We start from the raw sequence: 18,919 nt of genomic DNA on the forward strand, positions 1-18,919 counted from the left end.
GTACAGCAAGCCATTGATTTTAAATGGATGTTTCTTGAACCCGCGTCCTGCGAGGCTCTCTGGGAGCGTCAGAACGCTTCGAAATCACCGGCCGCCTTCGTCAGCGGTTGGGAGTGGCCGTGGCGCAACATGCCGTTGCCAAGTGCCTTTTTCATATCGGCAAGCTTTACCAGATTGACGGCCGTGGTGACGTCGACCATCCAGGCGTCCGGGATCGATGCGGTAATCGTGTCGATGAACTCGGCCAGACCGCGGGTCTTCTGCACGGCAAGGTCGATGCCCTGCAGCACCATCATCTTGTCGGGATTGGCAAGCGCATCGGCGCCGTGGTCACCGGCCAGTTGCGGCTCGATCCGCTCGATCAGATAGGCGACGTCATGCAATTCGGTGACGATGCGCATCAGCACTTCGGGGAGCGCTTCTTCCACGTGCGGCATGTGGCCCAGGTAGTCGGTCTGCATGTGTATGTCTCACGTGGCTCGGGGCTGCGGTAGAAGTCGTATTTCAGGCCTGCGAGGCGCCTGCCTCGCAGCATCAGAAGAATTCGATGGAGCTTTCGGCCGGCTTCGGCGCGACGATCGGGCGTTCCTCCAGTTGCACCGTGCGCTGCGTCTCGACGCCGGTCAGGGCGTATTGCCGGGCGCGGCCAGACGACGGCCAGTATTCGAGCTTGCGGCCGTGCTCGCCGCCGGTGCTCTCGCCGACGATGCGGATGCCCTCGTCGAGCAGGAACTGGCGCGCGAAGGCGGCGTTCTGTTCGCCGACATTGGAAAACCGCGCGATCGTCTTGGCGCCGCCGAAGATCTTGGCTTCGAGACGATCTCGCCGGGCGCCCTGTTTCAGGAGACCGTTGATGAGCAATTCCATGAGGTGGACCCCGTAGCGGGTCGCGTCGCCGCCGGACATGGGCGACGTCGCGGAACCTGGCAGCAGGAAGTGATTCATGCCGCCGACGCCGGCCACGGGATCGCGCATGCAGGCTGCCACACAGGAACCGAGAATGGTCGACAGCACGATGTTCGGATCGTTGAAGACCTTGTACTCACCCTGGATGACATGCACGCGCTTGCCGGCGGCTTCCATGTTCATTTGAGCGCCCCGAATACGGCTTCGATCGCAGCCTTCATCTTTTCGATGGTGAAGGGCTTGGCCAGAACGTTGTTGGCACCGAGGGCCGCTGCCTTCTGAACCAGGGCACGGTCGCCCTGGGCCGTCAGGATGATGAAGGCCGCCTTCTTGGTCGCCGGGTTGGAGCGGACAGCCTGCAGCAGGCCGAGCCCGTCCATCTTCGGCATGTTGAAGTCAGAGATCACGAGGTGGTGCGGGTTCTGAGCCATGATCTTCATGCCCTGCTCCCCGTCACCAGCGGCGGTGATCTGCTTGAAGCCGAGCTGCTGCAGGGCGTCACCCAGGAGCAGGCGGCTCGTCACCTGATCGTCGACGATCAGAACTTTGATTTTTTCGGCGATGGACATTATTCGCTTCCTTCCTTGCGGAGCGCCGCTGCTTTCAGGACCTCCTCCCCGATGGATCCGAGGGGGAGCTGGGTTTCAACGGCGCCCAATTCATAGGCGACTCTCGGCATGCCGTAGACGACACATGTCTTTTCGTTCTGGCCGAAGGTCTTTGCTCCGGCATGCCGCATTTTCAGGAGACCGGAGGCGCCGTCGCGCCCCATGCCGGTCAGAATGACACCGATTGCATTGCGTCCGGCAAGCTCGGCGACTGAATCGAACAGCACGTCGACCGAGGGCCGATGCCCGTTGACCGGGTCGCGGTCAACCAGGCGGCAGCAGGGTGCCGTCGGGTTGGCGACCTGCAGATGGCGCTCGCCACCGGGCGCCAGGTAGACCTTGCCGATTTCGAGCCGCGCGCCGTCCGTCGCCTCCTGCACCGCCGGCGCGCAGAGACGGTTCAGCCGCTCCGCGAAGCTCTTGGTGAAGGTGTGCGGCATGTGCTGCGTGATGACCGTCGGCGGGCAATTGGCCGGGAACTTCTGCAGTACCGTGATCAGGGCTTCAACGCCGCCTGTCGAGGCGCCGATGGCGATGATCTTGCGGCCGGCTCGGTACTCGGACGCCGTATTTGCATTGGCCGGAGCCGGCGCCGCGACCTTATTGCCGGTGATGATGAACTTGCGCTGCGAGCGGGCGGCCGCCTTTACCTTGTCGACGAGACCGGCAAAGGGATGGGGATCGCCCGGATGCGGCTTGCCGACACAATCGAAGGCGCCGATCTCGAGTGCTGCGATCGTGGCTTCAGCGCCCTTGTGGGTAAGCGTCGAGACCATGATGACCGGCATCGGCCGCAACCGCATGATCTTGTCGAGGAATTCGAGGCCGTTCATGTTCGGCATTTCGATGTCGAGGGTGACGACATCGGGATCGAGTTGCTTGATCGCCTGGCGCGCTTCCATGGCGTCGGCCGCCTGGCCGACGACGGTCACGTCTGGATCCGCGTTGAGCACGGCTGTAATCAGGCCACGCATTGTGGCGGAGTCGTCAACGACGAGAACGCGAGCGGGAGTGGTCATGCCCGTCCTCCATGAAATTTGCCGGTGTGGCGGTAGGTGGTGATGCCGATGTTGTCGAAGTGCGCCTTCGCGTCACCGGACACCCGTTCGGAATGGCCGATATAAAGGTGACCGTCGGTGTTCAGCATGCCGGCGAAGCGCGACCAGATCTTCATCTGCGTCGGCTCGTCGAAATAGATGACGACGTTGCGGCAGAAGATAACGTCGAACGGCCCCTTGAACGGCCATTGCGCCATCAGGTTCAGTTCGTTGAAGGTGATCAGCCGCTTGACCCGATCGTCGACCTGCCACTTGAAGCGGCCGCCGCTGTTGACCTCGGAGAAATATTGCTTGCGCATGGCCGGATTGACGGTTTCGAGCGCGGTTGCGTCGTAGGCACCGGCGCGGGCGAGCGCCAGGATCTTCGGGTCGATGTCGGTTGCCAGGATCCGGAAGTCGTAGTCGGCCGCATTCGGCAGCAGCGACAGAACCGTCAGCGCAATCGAATAGGGCTCCTGGCCGTCCGAGCAGGCGGCCGACCAGATGCGCACCCGGCCGCCGGCCTTAGCGCGCGCGATGAGCTCCGGCAGCACGTCGGTCTTCAGGTGCTCGAAGTGATGGTTCTCGCGGAAGAACCGCGTGAAGTTGGTGGTCAGATGCGAAAGCATGTCGCGCCGCGCAGCCGCACCGGCGGGCGAAGCGACCAGCTGGCAATATTCGCGGAAGCCCTTGAGCCCGAGATTGCGGATATGCTTCGACAGCCGCGAATAAACAAGCGACGCCTTGGTCTCGTTGAGATAGATGCCGGCATCCGCATAGATCATCGCAGCGATCTCGGTAAGATCGCGGCGGGTCAACGGATACTCGCCGCTCGCTAGGCACTCGTCCGGCGACAGTTTCTGTTCAGCGACGGGCTGACTTCTCATGCGGCTTCCCTTTCTTCCTGCGGGAAGATCGCTTCGAGTTCAATGAGACAGATCATCCGGCCTTCGATCGCAAGCACACCGCGCGCGAAGCTCTTTTCGAACTCCGACGAGATGACATCCGGCGTCGGCTGGATCTTGTCGTCGGTGATCGTCAGGATGTCGGAGACGGCATCCACAAGCAGGCCGACGACCTGGCTCTTGACCTGCGCAACGATGATGACGTGACGCACGGTCGGGTCGGCCGGCGTCATGCCGAGCCGGGCCGAGAGATCGACGATCGGCAGCACCGCACCGCGAAGGTTGATGACACCGAGCACATAGGATGGCGCATGCGGCATGGATGTCGCAGGCGTCCAGCCACGGATCTCGCGCACCTGCATGATGTTTACGCAGAATTCCTGATCGCCGACGCGGAAAGCGATCAGCTCCCGTCCGTCCGTGGTCAGATTTCTTGCGGCATAGGTCATTGTCATTATCCGACTGCAGCCAGTGACATTTCAGGTTTCAGCGAATGCCCGCGCGAGGCGGCGACGATCGCGTCGACATCGAGGATGAGCGCCACGCGGCCGTCACCGAGAATGGTCGCGGCGGCGATACCCGGCACGTGGGTGTAGTTGGCCTCGAGGCTCTTGATCACCACCTGGCGCTGCCCCTGGATCGCATCGACCATCAGGGCGCGCTGGCCGCCACCTTCCGATTCGACGAGCAGGGCGACGCCTTCGACCGGGTTCGCCTGAATGGCACGGAAATTCAGGATCCGGCCGACGTCGACGAGCGGGCAGAAGGAGTTGCGGATCGAGATCAGCCGCTGGTTGGAGCCGAAGGAATGGATCGCTGCGGCTTCCGGCTGCAGTGTTTCGACGATCGCGGTCAGCGGCACGACGAGTGTCTGGTTGGCGACGGTGACCACCATGCCGTCGAGAACGGCGAGCGTCAGCGGCAGGCTCATGGTGAAGACCGAACCGTGGCCCGGCTTCGAGGAGATGTTGATGCGACCGCCGAGCGCCTGGATCGAGCGCTTGACCACGTCCATGCCGACGCCGCGGCCGGAGATGTCGGAGATCTTGTCGGCCGTCGAGAAGCCGGCGTGGAAGATAAGGTTGTCGATCTCTTCGTCCGAGAGGTTGGCGTCGGCGGCGATCAGGTCGTTGTCGATCGCCTTCTGGCGCACCTTCTCACGGTTGATGCCGGCACCGTCGTCGGCAAGCTCGATGACGATGCGGCCGGAACGGTGCTTCGCCGTCAGGCGCACCGTGCCTTCGGCGCTCTTGCCGGCGGCAAGGCGCTTCTCCGGCGTTTCGAGGCCGTGGTCGACCGCGTTGCGGATCATATGGGTCAGCGGCTCGGCGAGCTTGTCGATGACGGTCTTGTCGACTTCGGTGTTCTCGCCTTCGGTGATCAGGCGGACCGACTTGCCGGTCATGTCGGCGATTTCGCGAACGATACGCGACATACGCTGGAAGACAGGCTTCACCGGCTGGGCGCGGATCGCCATCACCGAATCCTGGATCTCGCGGGTGAGCTGCTGCAGCTCTTCGAGGCCCATGTTGATCGAGGACGTGCCGTTGGTGTCGTTCTCGACGACGCTCTGCGAGAGCATCGCCTGGTTGATCACGAGTTCGCCGACAAGGTTGATCAGGCGGTCGACGCGATCGAGATCGACGCGAATGGTCGGCGTTGCAGCCGACGCGGCGGCCTGCTGGGCGGCAGCGCTCTGGGCGGCGGCGCTGGCCGCGGGAGCTGCCTTCTCAGCCGGTGCGCGGGCGGCGGACTGCGCCATCTGCAGCACGTTGCTGGCCGTGCCGGCGGCTGAAACCGCGGCGTCGCGATCCTGCTGCTGGGAGGCAAGCTGTTCTTCTTCCTCGACGACACCGACCGATACCGCCGGTTCGTCGTCAAGGATCGACAGGTCGAAGGGAACGGGCTGCATCGGCAGCTCTTCGCCCGACTGCGTCGCCTCGTCTTCGACCAGCGAAATTTCCAGGTCGCAATCCCACTCGGCGAATTCGAAAACCGTACGGATCGCGTCCTCGCCCTTGTCGGTCTTGAGCGAGATCTTCCAGAAGAAATAGGCGCTCTCCGGGCTCAGCCGATCGAGTGTCGGCAGTGCGCCCATATCGCAATGAATGCTCATCTCGCCAAGGCGCGAGAGGTCGCGCAGAAGCAGCGTTGCCTCGTTGCCCTTGGCGTAGAGATCGGACTTCGGCTTGAAGACGATCTCATAGGTGGGCATTTCCATCAGCGGCGGCTCTTCAGCCGCGTCGAAGTCATCGAAGGAGAAGGCGACCGGCTGGAAGCCTTCGTCGTTGACCGGCGGCGGAGCCACGGCAGCGACGGGCTTGGCAACCGTTTCGGCCGGCGCTGCCGACGCCTGTGGAACTTCGCCGTTTGCCAGCGCCTCGAGTTCCTTGATCAGCTGGCGGCTGCGCGCCTCGTCGACGCTGCCGCCATCGCGCGCAGCGTTGGTGAGGTCGGCGAGTACGTCGGCCGACTTCAGCATCACCTTCAGAACTTCCGGTCCGGGATCGAGCCTATTGGAACGAACGCAATCAAGGGTCGTCTCGAACACGTGCGCGAAGGAGACGAGGTCGTCCAGCCCGAAGGCGCCGGCGCCACCCTTGATGGAGTGCACCGCACGGAAAACGGCATTGACCGTTTCCGGGTCGCGGTCGCCATCATTGAGCTTCAGCAGACCCGATTCCAGTTCGGCGAGTTGTTCCTCGCATTCCTGGAAGAAGATCTCTTTGATTTCGTTCATATCCATTGGAGGCTATCCCCGGACTTCAGGCCGTTACGCGCTCGATTGCATCGATGAGTTTGGTCGGGTCGAACGGCTTGACGATCCAGCCGGTTGCACCCGCCTGACGCGCGCGGTTCTTCTTCTCCGCGTCGCTTTCGGTGGTCAGTACCAGGATCGGAATGGCGCGGTAGCGATCGTTCTTGCGCACGCCTTCGATGAAGCCGAAGCCGTCGAGACGCGGCATGTTGATGTCGGTGACGATCACGTCCGGATTGGCTTCTTCCAGGACCTCAAGGCCTTCGACGCCGTCTTCGGCCTGAATCGTTTCGAAACCGGCATTGTTCAGCGTAACCAGCAGCATGTTTCGGATCGTCCGGGAGTCGTCGACCGTCAGAACTCGCTTCTTCATTTTCTCAAATCTCCTTTGCCATCAGGTGGTCGATCTCGACCCCGATGAGCTGTGTCGTTTTCTCGAAAGCGTCCGACACCTTGCTGAAGGTGAAAGACAAATGTTCCTCTTCCCAGGTCTTGGCGCCGGCCATCAGCACCTGGACACAAAGCGTCCCGACCCGCTCGACCGCGGAAGCGTCGATCACGATATCGCTGCCCTTGAGCGCGAGCAGCTTCTCGTGCAGTGCCGTTGCCTCATTCAGGTCCAAAACCGGAGCGAGGCTAAGCGTCTTCTGGGCGGTCTTCTTGCTGGCCATTTCTGTCTTCCTCGACTGCTAACTCTCTACTGCCCTTGATATCAGCGCTGCCAACCGGCGAGCTGCCGCTGCAGCCCGTCGTCAAACAACGCTGCGGCCGGCTCTTCGGCAACGACGGCGGATGTGTGACGGAAGGGCTCGCGGCCGGCGCGCGCCGATGCGGCCGGATGGCGACGCTCCAGGCGGAACTGGCGGATGGTCTCGCCGAGCTCGACGATGACCGTATGAAGATCGTCCGACGAACGGACGGTATCGCCGGCCAGCGCGGCACTTGCCTCGACACCCCTGGAGATCGTGCCGATCTCGGTCGCGACGCCGCGGAGGTCGCCGACCTGCTGCTCCGCCTCGCGGGCGATGCCGGAGACGGCGGAATTGATCGACGTGACCTGCTCGACGATGCTGCTGATCGCGTCCTGGGTGCGGCCGACAATCTCGACGCCGGTCTCGACCTGCGCCTTGGTGCCGGAAACGAGCTGCTTGATTTCGCGCGCCGCTTCGCCGGAGCGCTGTGCCAGCGCACGCACTTCCTGGGCGACGACGGCAAAACCGCGACCGCTGTCGCCGGCGCGCGCCGCTTCGATGCCGGCGTTGAGCGCCAAAAGATTGGTCTGGAAGGCGATCTCGTCGATGACGCCGATGATTTGGCCGATCTTTTCGGCCGACGCCTCGATGTCGGCCATGGCGGAAATCGCCTGGCCGGCGATCTCGCCGCTGCGCTCGACGGCAATGCGGGTCTCGTTGGCCTTCGTTTCCGTGGCGCTGATCCGGCCCGAACCGGTCGCCATGCGTCCGGCCATGTCGGAGAGCACGGCAAGCTGCCCGGAAAGCGCGTCGGCTTCAGCGCTCGCCTTGTCCGTGAAGGCTGTCGCGCCGTCGCGCATGCGGTCGACCAGTACCCCGGCAGCCTGGCTGCGCTGATCGGAGGCCTGAAGACTTTGCTGGATCTGTTCGAGTGCCGCGTTCAGGCTCGCCACGATCGGCTGATAGGCTTCGACCGCCGTTTCCGGCAACCGCGCGCCGAGATCACCCTGGCTCACGCCTTCGGCAAAGTCGCCGAAGAGCGCCTTGACCTCCAGCTCGTCGGCGCTGCGCTGCTCGGCGAGCTGCCGCTGGTGCTGTTGGCGGAGGGCGTTGAAGCGGAGCGAAACGCCGATCTCGCTGTCGACGAAGGTCGTGCGCACCAGAGCGGCGACGAGCTCGCAAAGTTCGCGGCGGCGCGCCTTGCCCATCGGCAGGAAGGATCGCGGCCAGGCGTCTTCGATCAGTCCGACGATGAGATGTTCGAGCACGACGGCATGGCTTGCCATCTGCCAGCGCGGGTCGAGGCCCATGCGGCTTGCGGTGTCTGCGAGCACCTTGATGCGCTCGGCATAAAGCCCGTCAAAGCGTGCGTCGGTCAGCACGTTCCAGTGCAACGACTGAAGATCCTGAAGGCGGTCGATCTGGCGGTCGCTGTCGAAATGGCGGGCGGCGTCGGGATAGGTCTGGAGGCGCTGGAAGAGGTCGCGAAGCGCCTGATCAATCCGGGGAGAAAGCTTTTGTCTGTGATCGCGGACGCGGTTGCAGCTCTCGTCGTCGAGCCCGGCAAAGCGCAGGCGCTCCAGCAGGCTGCCTGCCTGGCCCTTTTTTGCCTGTTCTGACGATGCTTCCTGCCTCAACGCTGATCCCCGGTGCTGCACGTTCGGAACTTGCCTGGGGAGCATCAGGGAGAGCCACGGTCCACCGGACGTGCACGCCACATCGATGAGATCAGCCTCCGCCGAAAAGCGTCTGCTGTCGTTCATCCCGCAAGTAAATTCGGTGAAGAATGGATACCGGACCGGAACCGGTACGGCGGGGCGGCATCATGCCTTGAGGAGACTTGTGAATTATCCCATTCCGACGTGTGGGACCATGTTTATGGTTAATTCCTTGCTTGAAGGTTAACGGTCCCTCGCCTCTAATCGGAATCACTAAAATTCACAGGGTGTTTTCACGCGCCATTTTTGCGCTGCAACAAAACTGTAATAAACACGCCTGAAACCAACAGGTTCTCAATCACAAGAGTTTAGAATTGTACTTCGACTTGCGCTCGCGTATCGAAGCGAAAGTGAAGTGGGCGCTGCATGCGCGAAGAAACCTTCGCATCACGCAAAGCGACATCATGACGATGCGCTTACAGGAAACGAACAATGATTGTTCTTGGCATTGGCGCCGCACTCACAGCAATCCTGACAATGATGGCAGTATCGATCGTGCTCAACATCGAGCACAACCGGTCGGCAAAGCGCAGCTCTGTGTTTTGATCGGGCTTTAGCCCGTCTCTTACTGACACAACCAGGCATCTCTGCGGCCGGGGACGGATGTTCTACGGCCGCTTTTCTTTGCACACATGGTCCTGCGTCGCCTTTTGCCATGCCTGCGCATAGGCGGCGAGGCTCTCCGCGATCTCGCCCGCAAGCGGCTCGACCCCGGTCCTGACCGCGGATCCCTTAACCAGACACGCAGCACCGAGGCTCGTACCCGTGATATTGTGGGGATCGGCAAAGACCGGCCGGCCCGTCGCTGCGGCGAGCATGCGCAGATAGGTCCTGTTGGAAGCAAAGGGCCCTTCGACGACGATATCGCCGCGCGCGCCGATCAGGTCGAGACAGGTGGCTGTCATCAGCGCCAGATGGAACGAGACGACGACAAAGCGTTCGGCGGGGCCAAGCTCCCGTTCGTCCGTCGTCCAGATCGCTTTTGCGGCCGGAAAGGGACCGGATCCCTCGGGAATGGACGGCAGCAGCATGTGGCCGGCCCCGGCCACGGCCTCTTCCGTTTGCGGCGACACAGGGGGCGCCCCCTCCCCCAACAGAAGCTGGAAGGCGCGGCCGCCCATGAAGCGGGCGGAGGGTACGGGATCGCCAAGCGCGTTGACGTTGATCAGCGTGTCGCGGTGTTCATCGAGCACCTTCGCCTCGGCGCCGACCGCAAGCATCACCACCCAGGTGCCGGTTGAGACCACCGAGAAGGGCGAGGTACGTGTCAGGAGATGCGGCAGCAGCGAGGCGTTGGAATCGTGAATGCCGCAATAGACGGGGGTCCCTGATGCAATGCCCGTTGCCGAACAAAGCTCTGGCAGTAGCGCTCCGGCGATATCGCTCGCCTTCAACACCGGTGCGAAGAGGGGCGTCCAGCCCTGGCTTTCGACAAGAGACGAGAATGTCCCTGCCCGTGGGTTCCAGAGATCCGTGTGGCAGCCGAGCGAGGTCAGCTCGTTACAGAGCGTACCTGTCAGTCGATAGGTCCAATATTGCGCATAGGTGAGGACCGAGGCGACCCTGGCGAAGTCGTCGGGAAAGGTCTTCTGCTGCCAATAGAGCTGGGCGCCGACATTGAGGCCCATGGGCAGGCGCGCGGAGCCGGTCTCGGAAAAGGGCGGCCTGACATTATCATACTCGGCGGCGAGGCTGTCGGGACCGGCGTGCTCATAGTCCAACACCGGAAGCGCCAGGTTGCCTGATGCGTCGAGCACGACGGCGGTCGCGCCGTGGGTGGTGATCGAGATCGCCTCGAAGACGTGTTCGGCATGGAGTGACGCGAGGCTTTCGAGCAGGAAGGCCCAGAGACGCTCGACATCGAAATGCGGATAAGGACCATCAGTCAGCACCGCATTCGCCGTCTTGCGGACGGCGATCTCCTCGAAACGGTCGAGATCAACGGCTGCGACCTTGGCATTGGTCTTGCCGATATCGATAACGCCAACAACCCGCATCTTATCAGTCCAAATGGAAAACGGTCGTCAGCGGCACCGCCACCGGTTCGTTATCGCCATGGGTTTCCATGATATCGGCCATATAGGCCCACCATTTCTGCATGATGGGATGGGACGGCAGGTCGGCCATGCGGTGATCGTCGGTCCGCCAGAGCACACCGAAAAGCAGACTGGTCTCCTCGTCCAGATGGATGGAGTAGTCGGAGACGCCGGCCTCCTTCAGCAGGGTGGCCAGTTCCGGCCAGATGGCATCGTGCCGCGCCCTGTATTCGGCGGCCATGCCTGGGTTCAGGCGCATACGGAACGCGTATTTTTCCATCGGATCCTCAATGTGCGAGACGCTGACGGGCGCGCCGCCAGAGAATGGGGAGCGCGATCACCGAGATCAGTAGCAGGCCGATGAAGATCGACATGACGATGCCCGGCACGTTGAGCAGGCCGAAACCGAAGGTCACCATACCCATGATCAGGGCGGCCAGCACGACGCCCGGGATGGTGCCGGAGCCACCGAGAATGTTGACGCCGCCGAGTACCACCATCGTTACCACCTCCAGCTCCCAGCCGAGCGCGATCGACGGGCGCGTCGAGCCGAGGCGCGAGGTCAGGCAGATCGAGGCAAGCCCGGCCATCAACCCGGTCAGGAGGAAGAGGATGAATTTGATGCGCGCAACGCGGATGCCGGAGAAGAGCGCCGCCGTCTGATTGTTGCCGATGGCATAGACCGCGCGGCCGAAATTGGTCTTGTGCAAGACGACGCCGTAGACGACCGCGAGGGAAACGAAGAGCGTGAACTCGAAGGAGAACACCCACCAGACATAGCCTTGGCCGAACCACGAGAAGCTGTCGGGATAACCGGTGAAAGCCTGGTCGCCGAGGATGATGAAGGAGAGACCGCGGAAGAGGCTCATGGTGCCGATGGTCACCACGATCGAGGGCAACCCGAGACCGGTGATCAAGAGGCCGTTGATCGCACCGCAAAGAAGCCCGACAGAGAGACCGATCACCACCAGCGCCGGCGTGTCGAAGCCAAGTTGCACGGCATAGCCCATCGCCGTCGAGGCGAGCGCGATGATCGAGGCCACCGACAGATCGATCTCGCCGGAAATGATCACCAGCGCCATGGCGAAGGCAATCATCGCCTTTTCGGTGAAGTTGAAGGTCGCGTCCGAGAGGTTCCACGGGTCGAGGAAGTAGGGCGAGGCCAGCGAGTTGCCGAGAAAGATGAGGCAGGCGACGACAAGCAGCAGGCTTTCCCAGCTCTTCAGCAGGCGCGCGCTGCGGCCTTCCAGCCGATCGGGGATATGTCGTGGGGTAAGGTGCGTCTCGGCCATCAGACAGCCTCCGCCTTTCTCAAGATGACGCGGCCCTTGCGCCGCTCGGCGCGGGCGTTGACGGCAACAGCGACAATGATGACCATGCCCGAAATCGCCAATTGGGCGAAGGGCGAGATATTGATGACCGGCAAGGCGTTCTTGATCACGCCAAGGAACAGCGCACCGAGCACCGCGCCTGCTACCGTGCCGATGCCGCCGGCGATCGATATGCCGCCGATCACACAGGCTGCGATGATGTCGAGTTCGAAGCCGGCGGCGATGTCGACATAGGCGACGGCATAACGCGACACCCAAAGATAGCCCGAGAGCCCGGCAAGCGCGCCGGATATGCAATAGGCCGAGAAGCGGGTGCGGCCGACATCGATGCCGGTATAGACCGCCGCGTGCGGATTGCCGCCGACCGCATAAAAGGCGCGTCCGAGCGCCGTGCGGCTCATCAGCAGGAAAACGAGCGCGATCATCACCAGCGAGAGCCAGGAGAGAACCGGGAAACCAAAGAGCTCGTCGCGCGGCAATGCCTTGAAGGCGTCGCTCATCTGGTGGGCATTGATCCACTTGCCGCCGCTCAAGAGAAAGATCAGGCCGCGATAGATGGTGAGCGTGCCGAGGGTTACGACGATCGGCGGAATGTCGAGCTTCCAGACGAGCGCGCCGTTGATCATGCCGAGCAAAGTGCCGAGCGCAACTGCCGCAAGGATGATCAGCGGGATCGGCAGGCCCGGAAAGGCGGCGTTCAGCATCGCCGCCACCATGCCCGAGAGCGCGAGGTTGGCGGCCATCGAAAGATCGATGCAGCGCGTCAGGATCACCGCCATCTGGCCAAGCGCCAGAATGATCAGGATCGACGTGTCGTTGTAGACGCGCCCGAGGTTCGCGGGCGCGACGAAGGGCGGGAAACGCCAGGTGATCAGCGCCAGCAGCACGGCGATCGCGCCGACCAGCAGCAGTTCGCGATTCCTGAGGATGTTTGCCATCACGCGGCCTCCTGAATGCCGGCTGCGGCACGCACCAGCTTTTCCGCCGTCAATTCAGCGCGCTCGAAGCGCCCGGCGATCCGCCCCTCGCGCATCACGATGACGCGGTCGGACATGCCCATGATCTCCGGGATTTCCGAGGAGACCATGATGACGCTCAGGCCCTGTGCCGCCAACTCGCTCATGAAGGCGTGCACGGCGGCCTTGGAGCCGATGTCGATGCCTTTGGTCGGCTCGTCGAGAATGATCACCTTCGGCTTCGTCGCCAGCCACTTGGCGATAACGACCTTCTGCTGGTTGCCGCCCGAAAGCGTACCGACATCCTGATCGAGCGAGGCGGCGCGCAGGTCGAGGCGCGTGGTATATTCGCGGGCGAGCGCGAACTCGTTGGCAAGCTTCAGGAAGCCCGAGCGCGAGGTGCGCGACAACGACGGCAGCGTGACGTTCTGAAAGATCGGCAGGCCGATAATCGCACCCTGGCGGCCGCGCTCTTCGGGCACATAGACGATGCCAGCCCGGATCGCTTCGGACGGGCTGCGGATCACCAGCACCTCGCCATCGAGCCGGACAGCACCGGCCGATGGCCGGGTGACGCCGATCAGCGACTGCATGAACTCGGAACGGCCGGCGCCGACCAGGCCGTAGAAGCCGAGGATCTCGCCGCGGCGAAGCTCGAAGTTGATGTCCTCGAACTCGGTCGGGTGGCGGTAACCGGAGACCGTGAGCACCGGTTCGCCGATCGCCACGTCCTTCTTCGGGTAAACCGAACCGACAGCGCGGCCAACCATAAGGCGCACCAGTTCGTCCTGGCTGACATCGGCGATCAGCCCTTCGTCGACCATCGTTCCGTCGCGAAACACCGTGTAGCGGTCGGCGATGCGGAAGATTTCATCGAACTTGTGGCTGATGAACAGGATCGCCTTGCCGTCTGCCTTCAGCCGTTCGACGAGGGCATAGAGTTCGTGGATTTCCTTGTGCGACAAGGCGGCCGTGGGCTCGTCCATGATCACCACCTGCGCATCGATCGACAGCGCGCGGGCGATCGCGACCAGATGTTTCTTGGCGATACCGAGATCGCGCAGGCGGATGGTCGGATCGAGATCGGCACCGGCGCGCGAAAGCAAGGCACGCGCATCGGCATTGAGCTTCTTCCAGTCGATCAGCCCGAAGCGATTGCGCGGGGCGTGGCCGAGGAAAATGTTCTCCGCGACCGAGAGCTCATCGAAGAGCACGGTTTCCTGATGGATCGCGGTGACGCCGGCGCGTGCGGCCGCCAGCGCCGTCGGGAAATGAACCTCCTGATCACCGACGGAGATCGTGCCCTCGTCCGGTTGGTAGATGCCGGTCAGGATCTTCACCAGCGTCGATTTCCCGGCGCCGTTTTCGCCGATCAGCGCGGTCACCGACCCCGGATAGAGCGCCAGCGAAACATCAGAGAGCGCCTTCACCCCGGGAAAGGACTTCGAGATCCCTTCGAGCGCAATGGCGGGCTTCATCCGCGATGTGAGCGTATCCTGCAGCAAGAGACAGTCCACCATTCAGTCGTTTCGATAACGCGAAGTCGTTCGGGCCTCGTATGCCCTCGTATCCGCCCGCGCGGGTTGCCCCTCACCCTAACCTTCTCCCCGCATGCGGTGAGAAGGCTCGGGCATGCCGCTCTCTTCCCTCCTCGTCGGGAAGGGGGGCAAACCGTTGCCGCTTGTCCCTTCTCCCTGCAAGCGGGGAGAAGGGACCGGCAGGCGGATGAGGGGCTTTCGCCGGATCAGAAGATCTTGGCGAATTCCTCGACATTCTTGGCATCGTAGACGAACGGGTCGGCCATCGCGCCTTCGTTGTTGTCGTCGAGCTTGACGGCACCCATGCGGCCCATCTTCAGTTCAGCACCCGGCTTGGCTTCGGCACCGTTGATCAGGTCGTAGGCGACCATCGTTGCGGAGTAGCCGAGGTCGATCGGGTTCCAGATCGCGAAAGACTTGGAGGCGCCCGACTTCACGTGGCCGGCCATTTCCGAGGGAAGGCCGAGACCGGTGACGTTGATCTGGCCGATCTTGCCGGCGTCGGTGACGGCCTGGGCGGCGGCAACGATACCGACCGAGGTCGGCGCGATGATCGCCTTCAGGTTCGGATAGGACTGAATAAGGCCCTGCGTTTCGCGATAGGACTTGTCGGCGAGGTCGTCACCATAAACGGTCGCGACGACATTGATGCCCTTGTAGTTGCCCTGGACCTTCTTCATCTCGGCGATCCAGGTGTTCTGGTTGGTCGAGGTCGCCGTTGCTGAAAGCACCGCGACATCGCCGCCCTCAGGCAGGTTGTCGGCGGCGAGCTTGATGATCATGTTGCCGATCAGCGGGCTCGACGACGGGTTCAGGTGCATCAGGCGGCCATCCTTGGCGACGCCTGAGTCCCAGGAGATGACCTTGATGCCGCGATCCATCGCCTTCTTCAGCGCCGGAACGAGGGCGTCGGTGTCGTTGGCGGAAACGGCGATGGCGTCAACCTTCTGGGCGATCAACGAGTTGATCACCTCGATCTGGCCTTCGGCGGTCGTCGTCGTCGGGCCGGTATAGATCACCTCGACGTCGCCCAGCTCCTTGGCGGCTTCCTGCGCGCCCTTGTTGGCGGCTTCGAAGAAGCCGATGCCGAGCGCCTTGACCACGAGCGCGATCTTCTTGTTTTCCGCATGCGCGGCATTGGCCATCAGCGCCAGCGAAACGGCGGCCGTGACCATCAGTGACTTCAGGATTTTCATGCTCATTTCCTCCCAATGACCGGCACGCGACAAGCGTCACCGGCGCGATTTCCTCCATTGGCGATGCCCCGGCCCCTCCGGCCGTGAGCGTCACCTTCCCCTCTCCTCGCCCACCCCTCAGGCGGACGAGGACATGTTCTCCGCATCTGTGCCGGCTCTCGAGCTGGCAACGACCAGCCGCACACCGGCATTTTCAAGCATCGCGGCATGCCTGTCCTCGATGCCCGAATCCGTAATGACAGTGGCGATCCGCTTCAGCCCGCAAAGGATGAGGCTCGACCGCTTGTGAAACTTCGAGGAGTCCACCAGCACGACGAGTTCGTCGGCCTGGTCGATCAGTTTCTGCTCCGCCTGGATCAACAGCGGATCCGCCTCCATCAGGCCGAGCGGGCCTAAGCCCTGTGCCCCCATGAACATGCGGCGCGCATAGAAATTGCGCGTCACGTCATTGTCGAAGGGGCTGAGGATGATGTTCTGCTCGCGGTAGATCGTGCCGCCCGACAGCATCACCGTGTTCTTCGAATGCTTCAAAAGATGCTCGGCGATCGGGAAGGAATTGGTGAAAACCTGCATTCGCCGATTGCTGAGGAAATGCACCATCTGAAAGGTCGTGGTGCCGCCATTGATGATGATCGGCTCGCCATCCTCGCAGAGCGCCACCGCCTCCTTGGCGATCGCCTGCTTTTCGCGGGCGTGCAGGCCCTCGTTGACCTTGAACGGACGACCGGCAAGGCCGACGAATTGTGGCGGATTGATCGCCTCGGCGCCGCCGCGCACCCGTCGCAGCTTCTTCTGCACGTGGAGGGCTGCAATATCGCGCCGGATCGTCGCCTCGGAACTGTCGGTCAGATCGACCAGTTCCTGGACGGTGACGACGGGTTTTTCCTGAACCGCCGACTGAATGATCCGGTGTCTTTCTTTCTCGTGCATGCGTTCCTCCGATGGCGTTCATGCTTCCATCACGATCGACCATTGTCAATCACAAACAATCATATTTTTTCATTGTGCAGCGCAGTATGCGCGAACTTGATCGTTTTTGATTGACTTTAACGCTCAAGTCCTGTGATCTGATGCCAACCACATCTCTGCGCGGTCGCCAAGCCGCGCGATATCAGACCGGGAGGAAATTCGAGATGCTCGACAAGCAGCAGGGTGCGCGACTTGCAAACCTTTGGGACGAGGCAAAGGCTGCCGGCATGAGCGAATCCGAGCGCCTGCTCTATCGCTCCAACCTGCTCGGCTCCGACAAGCGCATCACCAATTACGGCGGCGGTAATACCTCGGCCAAGGTGATGGAGAAGGATCCGCTTGGGGGCGGCACGGTCGAGGTGCTCTGGGTCAAGGGTTCGGGCGGCGACGTCGGAACGATCAAGCTCGACGGTTTTGCCACTCTCTACATGGAAAAGCTCAACGCGCTGAAGTCGATTTATCGCGGTGTCGCGTTCGAAGACGAGATGGTCGGCTACCTGCCGCACTGCACTTTCAACCTCAATCCACGAGCCGCCTCGATCGACACGCCGCTGCATGCCTACGTGCCGAAGAAGCATGTCGACCACATGCATCCCGACGCAATCATCGCGATTGCCGCGGCCAAGAACAGCCGCGAGCTGACGGCAAAGATCTTCGGCGACGACATCGGCTGGCTGCCGTGGAAGCGCCCGGGCTACGAGCTCGGCCTGTGGCTGGAAAAGTTCTGCCTGGAAAACCCGCGCGCACGCGGTGTGGTGCTTGAAAGCCATGGCCTCTTCACCTGGGGCGACACGGCGAAAGAAGCCTACGAGACGACGGTCGAGATCATCAACAAGGCGATCGCCTGGTTCGAGGCCGAGAACACCAAGCCTGCTTTTGGCGGCGCGGTGAAGCCGGCGCTCGACGCGGCCGCCCGCGCCGACGTCGCCCGCAAGCTGATGCCGGTCATCCGCGGGCTGATCAGCGCCGACGAGAAGAAGGTCGGCCATTTCGACGACAGCCAGGCCGTGCTCGATTTCGTCACGTCGAAGGATCTGAAGCCGCTGGCCGCTCTTGGCACCAGCTGCCCCGATCATTTCCTGCGCACCAAGATCCGGCCGCTGGTGGTCGATTTCGATCCGGCCAGTCCCGATGTCGACAAGACGCTGGCAGCGCTGCCCGAAGCGATCGCCGCCTATCGCGCCGACTATGCGGCCTACTACGAGCGCTGCAAGCACGAAGACAGCCCCGCCATGCGCGACCCGAACGCGGTCGTCTATCTCGTGCCCGGCGTCGGCATGATCACCTTTGCCAAGGACAAGGCGACCGCCCGCATCTCCGGCGAGTTCTACGTCAACGCCATCAACGTCATGCGCGGCGCCTCCGGCGTTTCCACCTATGTCGGCCTGCCGGAACAGGAAGCCTTCGACATCGAATACTGGCTGCTGGAGGAAGCAAAGCTGCAGCGCATGCCGAAGCCGAAGAGCCTCGCCGGCCGCATCGCGCTCGTTACCGGCGGCGCCGGCGGTATCGGCAAGGCGACGGCCAACCGGCTGATGCAGGAAGGCGCCTGCGTCGTGCTCGCCGATATCGATGAGACCGCGCTTGCGGCGGCCGAAGGCGAACTGTCCAAGCGCTACGGCAAGGATTTCGTCCGCTCTGTCAGCATGAACGTCACCAGTGAAGCGGCGGTCGAGGGCGGTTTTGCCGACGCGCTGCTTGCCTTCGGCGGCCTCGATATCCTGGTCTCCAATGCCGGCCTCGCCTCGTCGGCCGCGATCGAAGACACGACGCTGGCGCTCTGGACCAAGAACATCGACATCCTGACGACCGGCTACTTCCTTGTCTCGCGTGAAGCCTTCCGCATCTTCCGCCAGCAGAAGGCCGGCGGCAACGTCGTCTTCGTCGCCTCCAAGAACGGCCTTGCCGCCTCCCCCGGCGCATCTGCCTATTGCACCGCCAAGGCGGCCGAGATCCACCTCGCCCGCTGCCTGGCGCTCGAAGGGGCTGGCGCGCAGATCCGCGTCAACGTCGTGAACCCCGACGCGGTGTTGCGCGGCTCGAAGATCTGGACTGGCGAGTGGAAGGAACAGCGCGCCGCCGCCTACAAGATGGATGTGGACGACCTCGAGGCGCATTATCGCGAGCGCTCGATGCTGAAGCTCAGCGTCTTCCCCGAGGATATCGCCGAGGCGATCTATTTCCTCGCCTCCGACATGTCGGCGAAATCGACCGGCAACATCATCAATGTCGACGCGGGCAACGCCCAGTCCTTCACCCGCTGATCGAG

General features: G+C 62.7%; 19 protein-coding genes. 2 read left to right on the forward strand and 17 right to left on the reverse strand.

What is annotated here, in order from left to right; genetic code table 11:
- Window positions 1-68 precede the first annotated feature (68 nt).
- From BLU15_RS08435 to BLU15_RS08480, 10 genes are all read right to left on the reverse strand, one after another.
- Window positions 69-461 (reverse strand): chemotaxis protein CheT, encoded by a 393-nt coding sequence (locus tag BLU15_RS08435; protein ID WP_034796935.1) that lies wholly within the window; start codon window positions 459-461, stop codon window positions 69-71.
- Window positions 462-534: 73 nt separating this feature from the next.
- Window positions 535-1,089, reverse strand: a complete 555-nt coding sequence (gene cheD / locus BLU15_RS08440) for a chemoreceptor glutamine deamidase CheD (protein ID WP_034796938.1) — start codon at window positions 1,087-1,089, stop codon at window positions 535-537.
- Complete coding sequence (locus tag BLU15_RS08445) at window positions 1,086-1,475, reverse strand: response regulator (protein ID WP_025425902.1); 390 nt, start codon at window positions 1,473-1,475, stop codon at window positions 1,086-1,088. Before BLU15_RS08445 ends, cheD begins: the two co-directional genes overlap by 4 nt.
- Window positions 1,475-2,533 (reverse strand): protein-glutamate methylesterase/protein-glutamine glutaminase, encoded by a 1,059-nt coding sequence (locus BLU15_RS08450; protein ID WP_034796943.1) that lies wholly within the window; start codon window positions 2,531-2,533, stop codon window positions 1,475-1,477. Before BLU15_RS08450 ends, BLU15_RS08445 begins: the two co-directional genes overlap by 1 nt.
- On the reverse strand, window positions 2,530-3,438 hold the full coding sequence (locus tag BLU15_RS08455; protein WP_090294972.1) for a protein-glutamate O-methyltransferase: 909 nt from the start codon (window positions 3,436-3,438) through the stop codon (window positions 2,530-2,532). The genes BLU15_RS08450 and BLU15_RS08455 overlap by 4 nt, the downstream gene beginning before the upstream one ends.
- Window positions 3,435-3,905: a chemotaxis protein CheW gene (locus BLU15_RS08460; RefSeq protein WP_090294973.1), complete on the reverse strand. Its 471-nt coding sequence runs from the start codon at window positions 3,903-3,905 to the stop codon at window positions 3,435-3,437. Before BLU15_RS08460 ends, BLU15_RS08455 begins: the two co-directional genes overlap by 4 nt.
- Window positions 3,906-3,910: 5 nt before the next feature.
- Complete coding sequence (locus tag BLU15_RS08465) at window positions 3,911-6,202, reverse strand: chemotaxis protein CheA (protein ID WP_090294975.1); 2,292 nt, start codon at window positions 6,200-6,202, stop codon at window positions 3,911-3,913.
- Between the two features lie 19 nt (window positions 6,203-6,221).
- Window positions 6,222-6,587, reverse strand: a complete 366-nt coding sequence (locus BLU15_RS08470; protein ID WP_025425897.1) for a response regulator — start codon at window positions 6,585-6,587, stop codon at window positions 6,222-6,224.
- A gap of 4 nt (window positions 6,588-6,591) precedes the next feature.
- A complete protein-coding gene (locus BLU15_RS08475; protein WP_034796954.1) occupies window positions 6,592-6,885 on the reverse strand; it encodes an STAS domain-containing protein in 294 nt (97 codons plus the stop codon).
- A gap of 41 nt (window positions 6,886-6,926) precedes the next feature.
- Window positions 6,927-8,543: a globin-coupled sensor protein gene (locus BLU15_RS08480; protein WP_090294977.1), complete on the reverse strand. Its 1,617-nt coding sequence runs from the start codon at window positions 8,541-8,543 to the stop codon at window positions 6,927-6,929.
- Window positions 8,544-8,938: 395 nt separating this feature from the next.
- On the opposite strand from BLU15_RS08480, the gene BLU15_RS39485 reads away from it, so the two are divergent.
- Complete coding sequence (locus tag BLU15_RS39485; RefSeq protein WP_156552927.1) at window positions 8,939-9,181, forward strand: hypothetical protein; 243 nt, start codon at window positions 8,939-8,941, stop codon at window positions 9,179-9,181.
- Window positions 9,182-9,232: 51 nt separating this feature from the next.
- Here BLU15_RS39485 and BLU15_RS08485 read toward each other — a convergent pair whose 3' ends face one another.
- From BLU15_RS08485 to BLU15_RS08515, 7 genes are all read right to left on the reverse strand, one after another.
- Window positions 9,233-10,621 carry an FGGY-family carbohydrate kinase gene (locus BLU15_RS08485; protein ID WP_090294978.1) on the reverse strand — a complete coding sequence of 463 codons (1,389 nt, stop codon included), beginning with the start codon at window positions 10,619-10,621 and terminating at the stop codon, window positions 9,233-9,235.
- A 4-nt stretch (window positions 10,622-10,625) separates the two neighbouring features.
- Entirely contained in the window at window positions 10,626-10,940 is a 315-nt protein-coding gene (rhaM, locus tag BLU15_RS08490) for an L-rhamnose mutarotase (protein ID WP_034796960.1), read from the reverse strand.
- A gap of 7 nt (window positions 10,941-10,947) precedes the next feature.
- Entirely contained in the window at window positions 10,948-11,952 is a 1,005-nt protein-coding gene (locus BLU15_RS08495; RefSeq protein ID WP_034796962.1) for an ABC transporter permease, read from the reverse strand.
- On the reverse strand, window positions 11,952-12,932 hold the full coding sequence (locus tag BLU15_RS08500; protein WP_034796963.1) for an ABC transporter permease: 981 nt from the start codon (window positions 12,930-12,932) through the stop codon (window positions 11,952-11,954). Before BLU15_RS08500 ends, BLU15_RS08495 begins: the two co-directional genes overlap by 1 nt.
- On the reverse strand, window positions 12,929-14,425 hold the full coding sequence (locus BLU15_RS08505) for a sugar ABC transporter ATP-binding protein (protein ID WP_060522259.1): 1,497 nt from the start codon (window positions 14,423-14,425) through the stop codon (window positions 12,929-12,931). The genes BLU15_RS08500 and BLU15_RS08505 overlap by 4 nt, the downstream gene beginning before the upstream one ends.
- A gap of 266 nt (window positions 14,426-14,691) precedes the next feature.
- Window positions 14,692-15,681: a rhamnose ABC transporter substrate-binding protein gene (gene rhaS, locus BLU15_RS08510; RefSeq protein ID WP_060522260.1), complete on the reverse strand. Its 990-nt coding sequence runs from the start codon at window positions 15,679-15,681 to the stop codon at window positions 14,692-14,694.
- 117 nt (window positions 15,682-15,798) lie between these two features.
- On the reverse strand, window positions 15,799-16,611 hold the full coding sequence (locus tag BLU15_RS08515; protein WP_034796966.1) for a DeoR/GlpR family DNA-binding transcription regulator: 813 nt from the start codon (window positions 16,609-16,611) through the stop codon (window positions 15,799-15,801).
- Between the two features lie 203 nt (window positions 16,612-16,814).
- Between BLU15_RS08515 and BLU15_RS08520 the strand changes: the two genes are divergently transcribed.
- On the forward strand, window positions 16,815-18,914 hold the full coding sequence (locus BLU15_RS08520) for a bifunctional rhamnulose-1-phosphate aldolase/short-chain dehydrogenase (RefSeq protein ID WP_090294980.1): 2,100 nt from the start codon (window positions 16,815-16,817) through the stop codon (window positions 18,912-18,914).
- Window positions 18,915-18,919: the final 5 nt, after the last annotated feature.

Origin of the sequence: Ensifer sp. YR511 (assembly GCF_900103045.1) — a bacterium.
GTDB classification, from domain to species: Bacteria; Pseudomonadota; Alphaproteobacteria; order Rhizobiales; family Rhizobiaceae; genus Ensifer; species Ensifer adhaerens.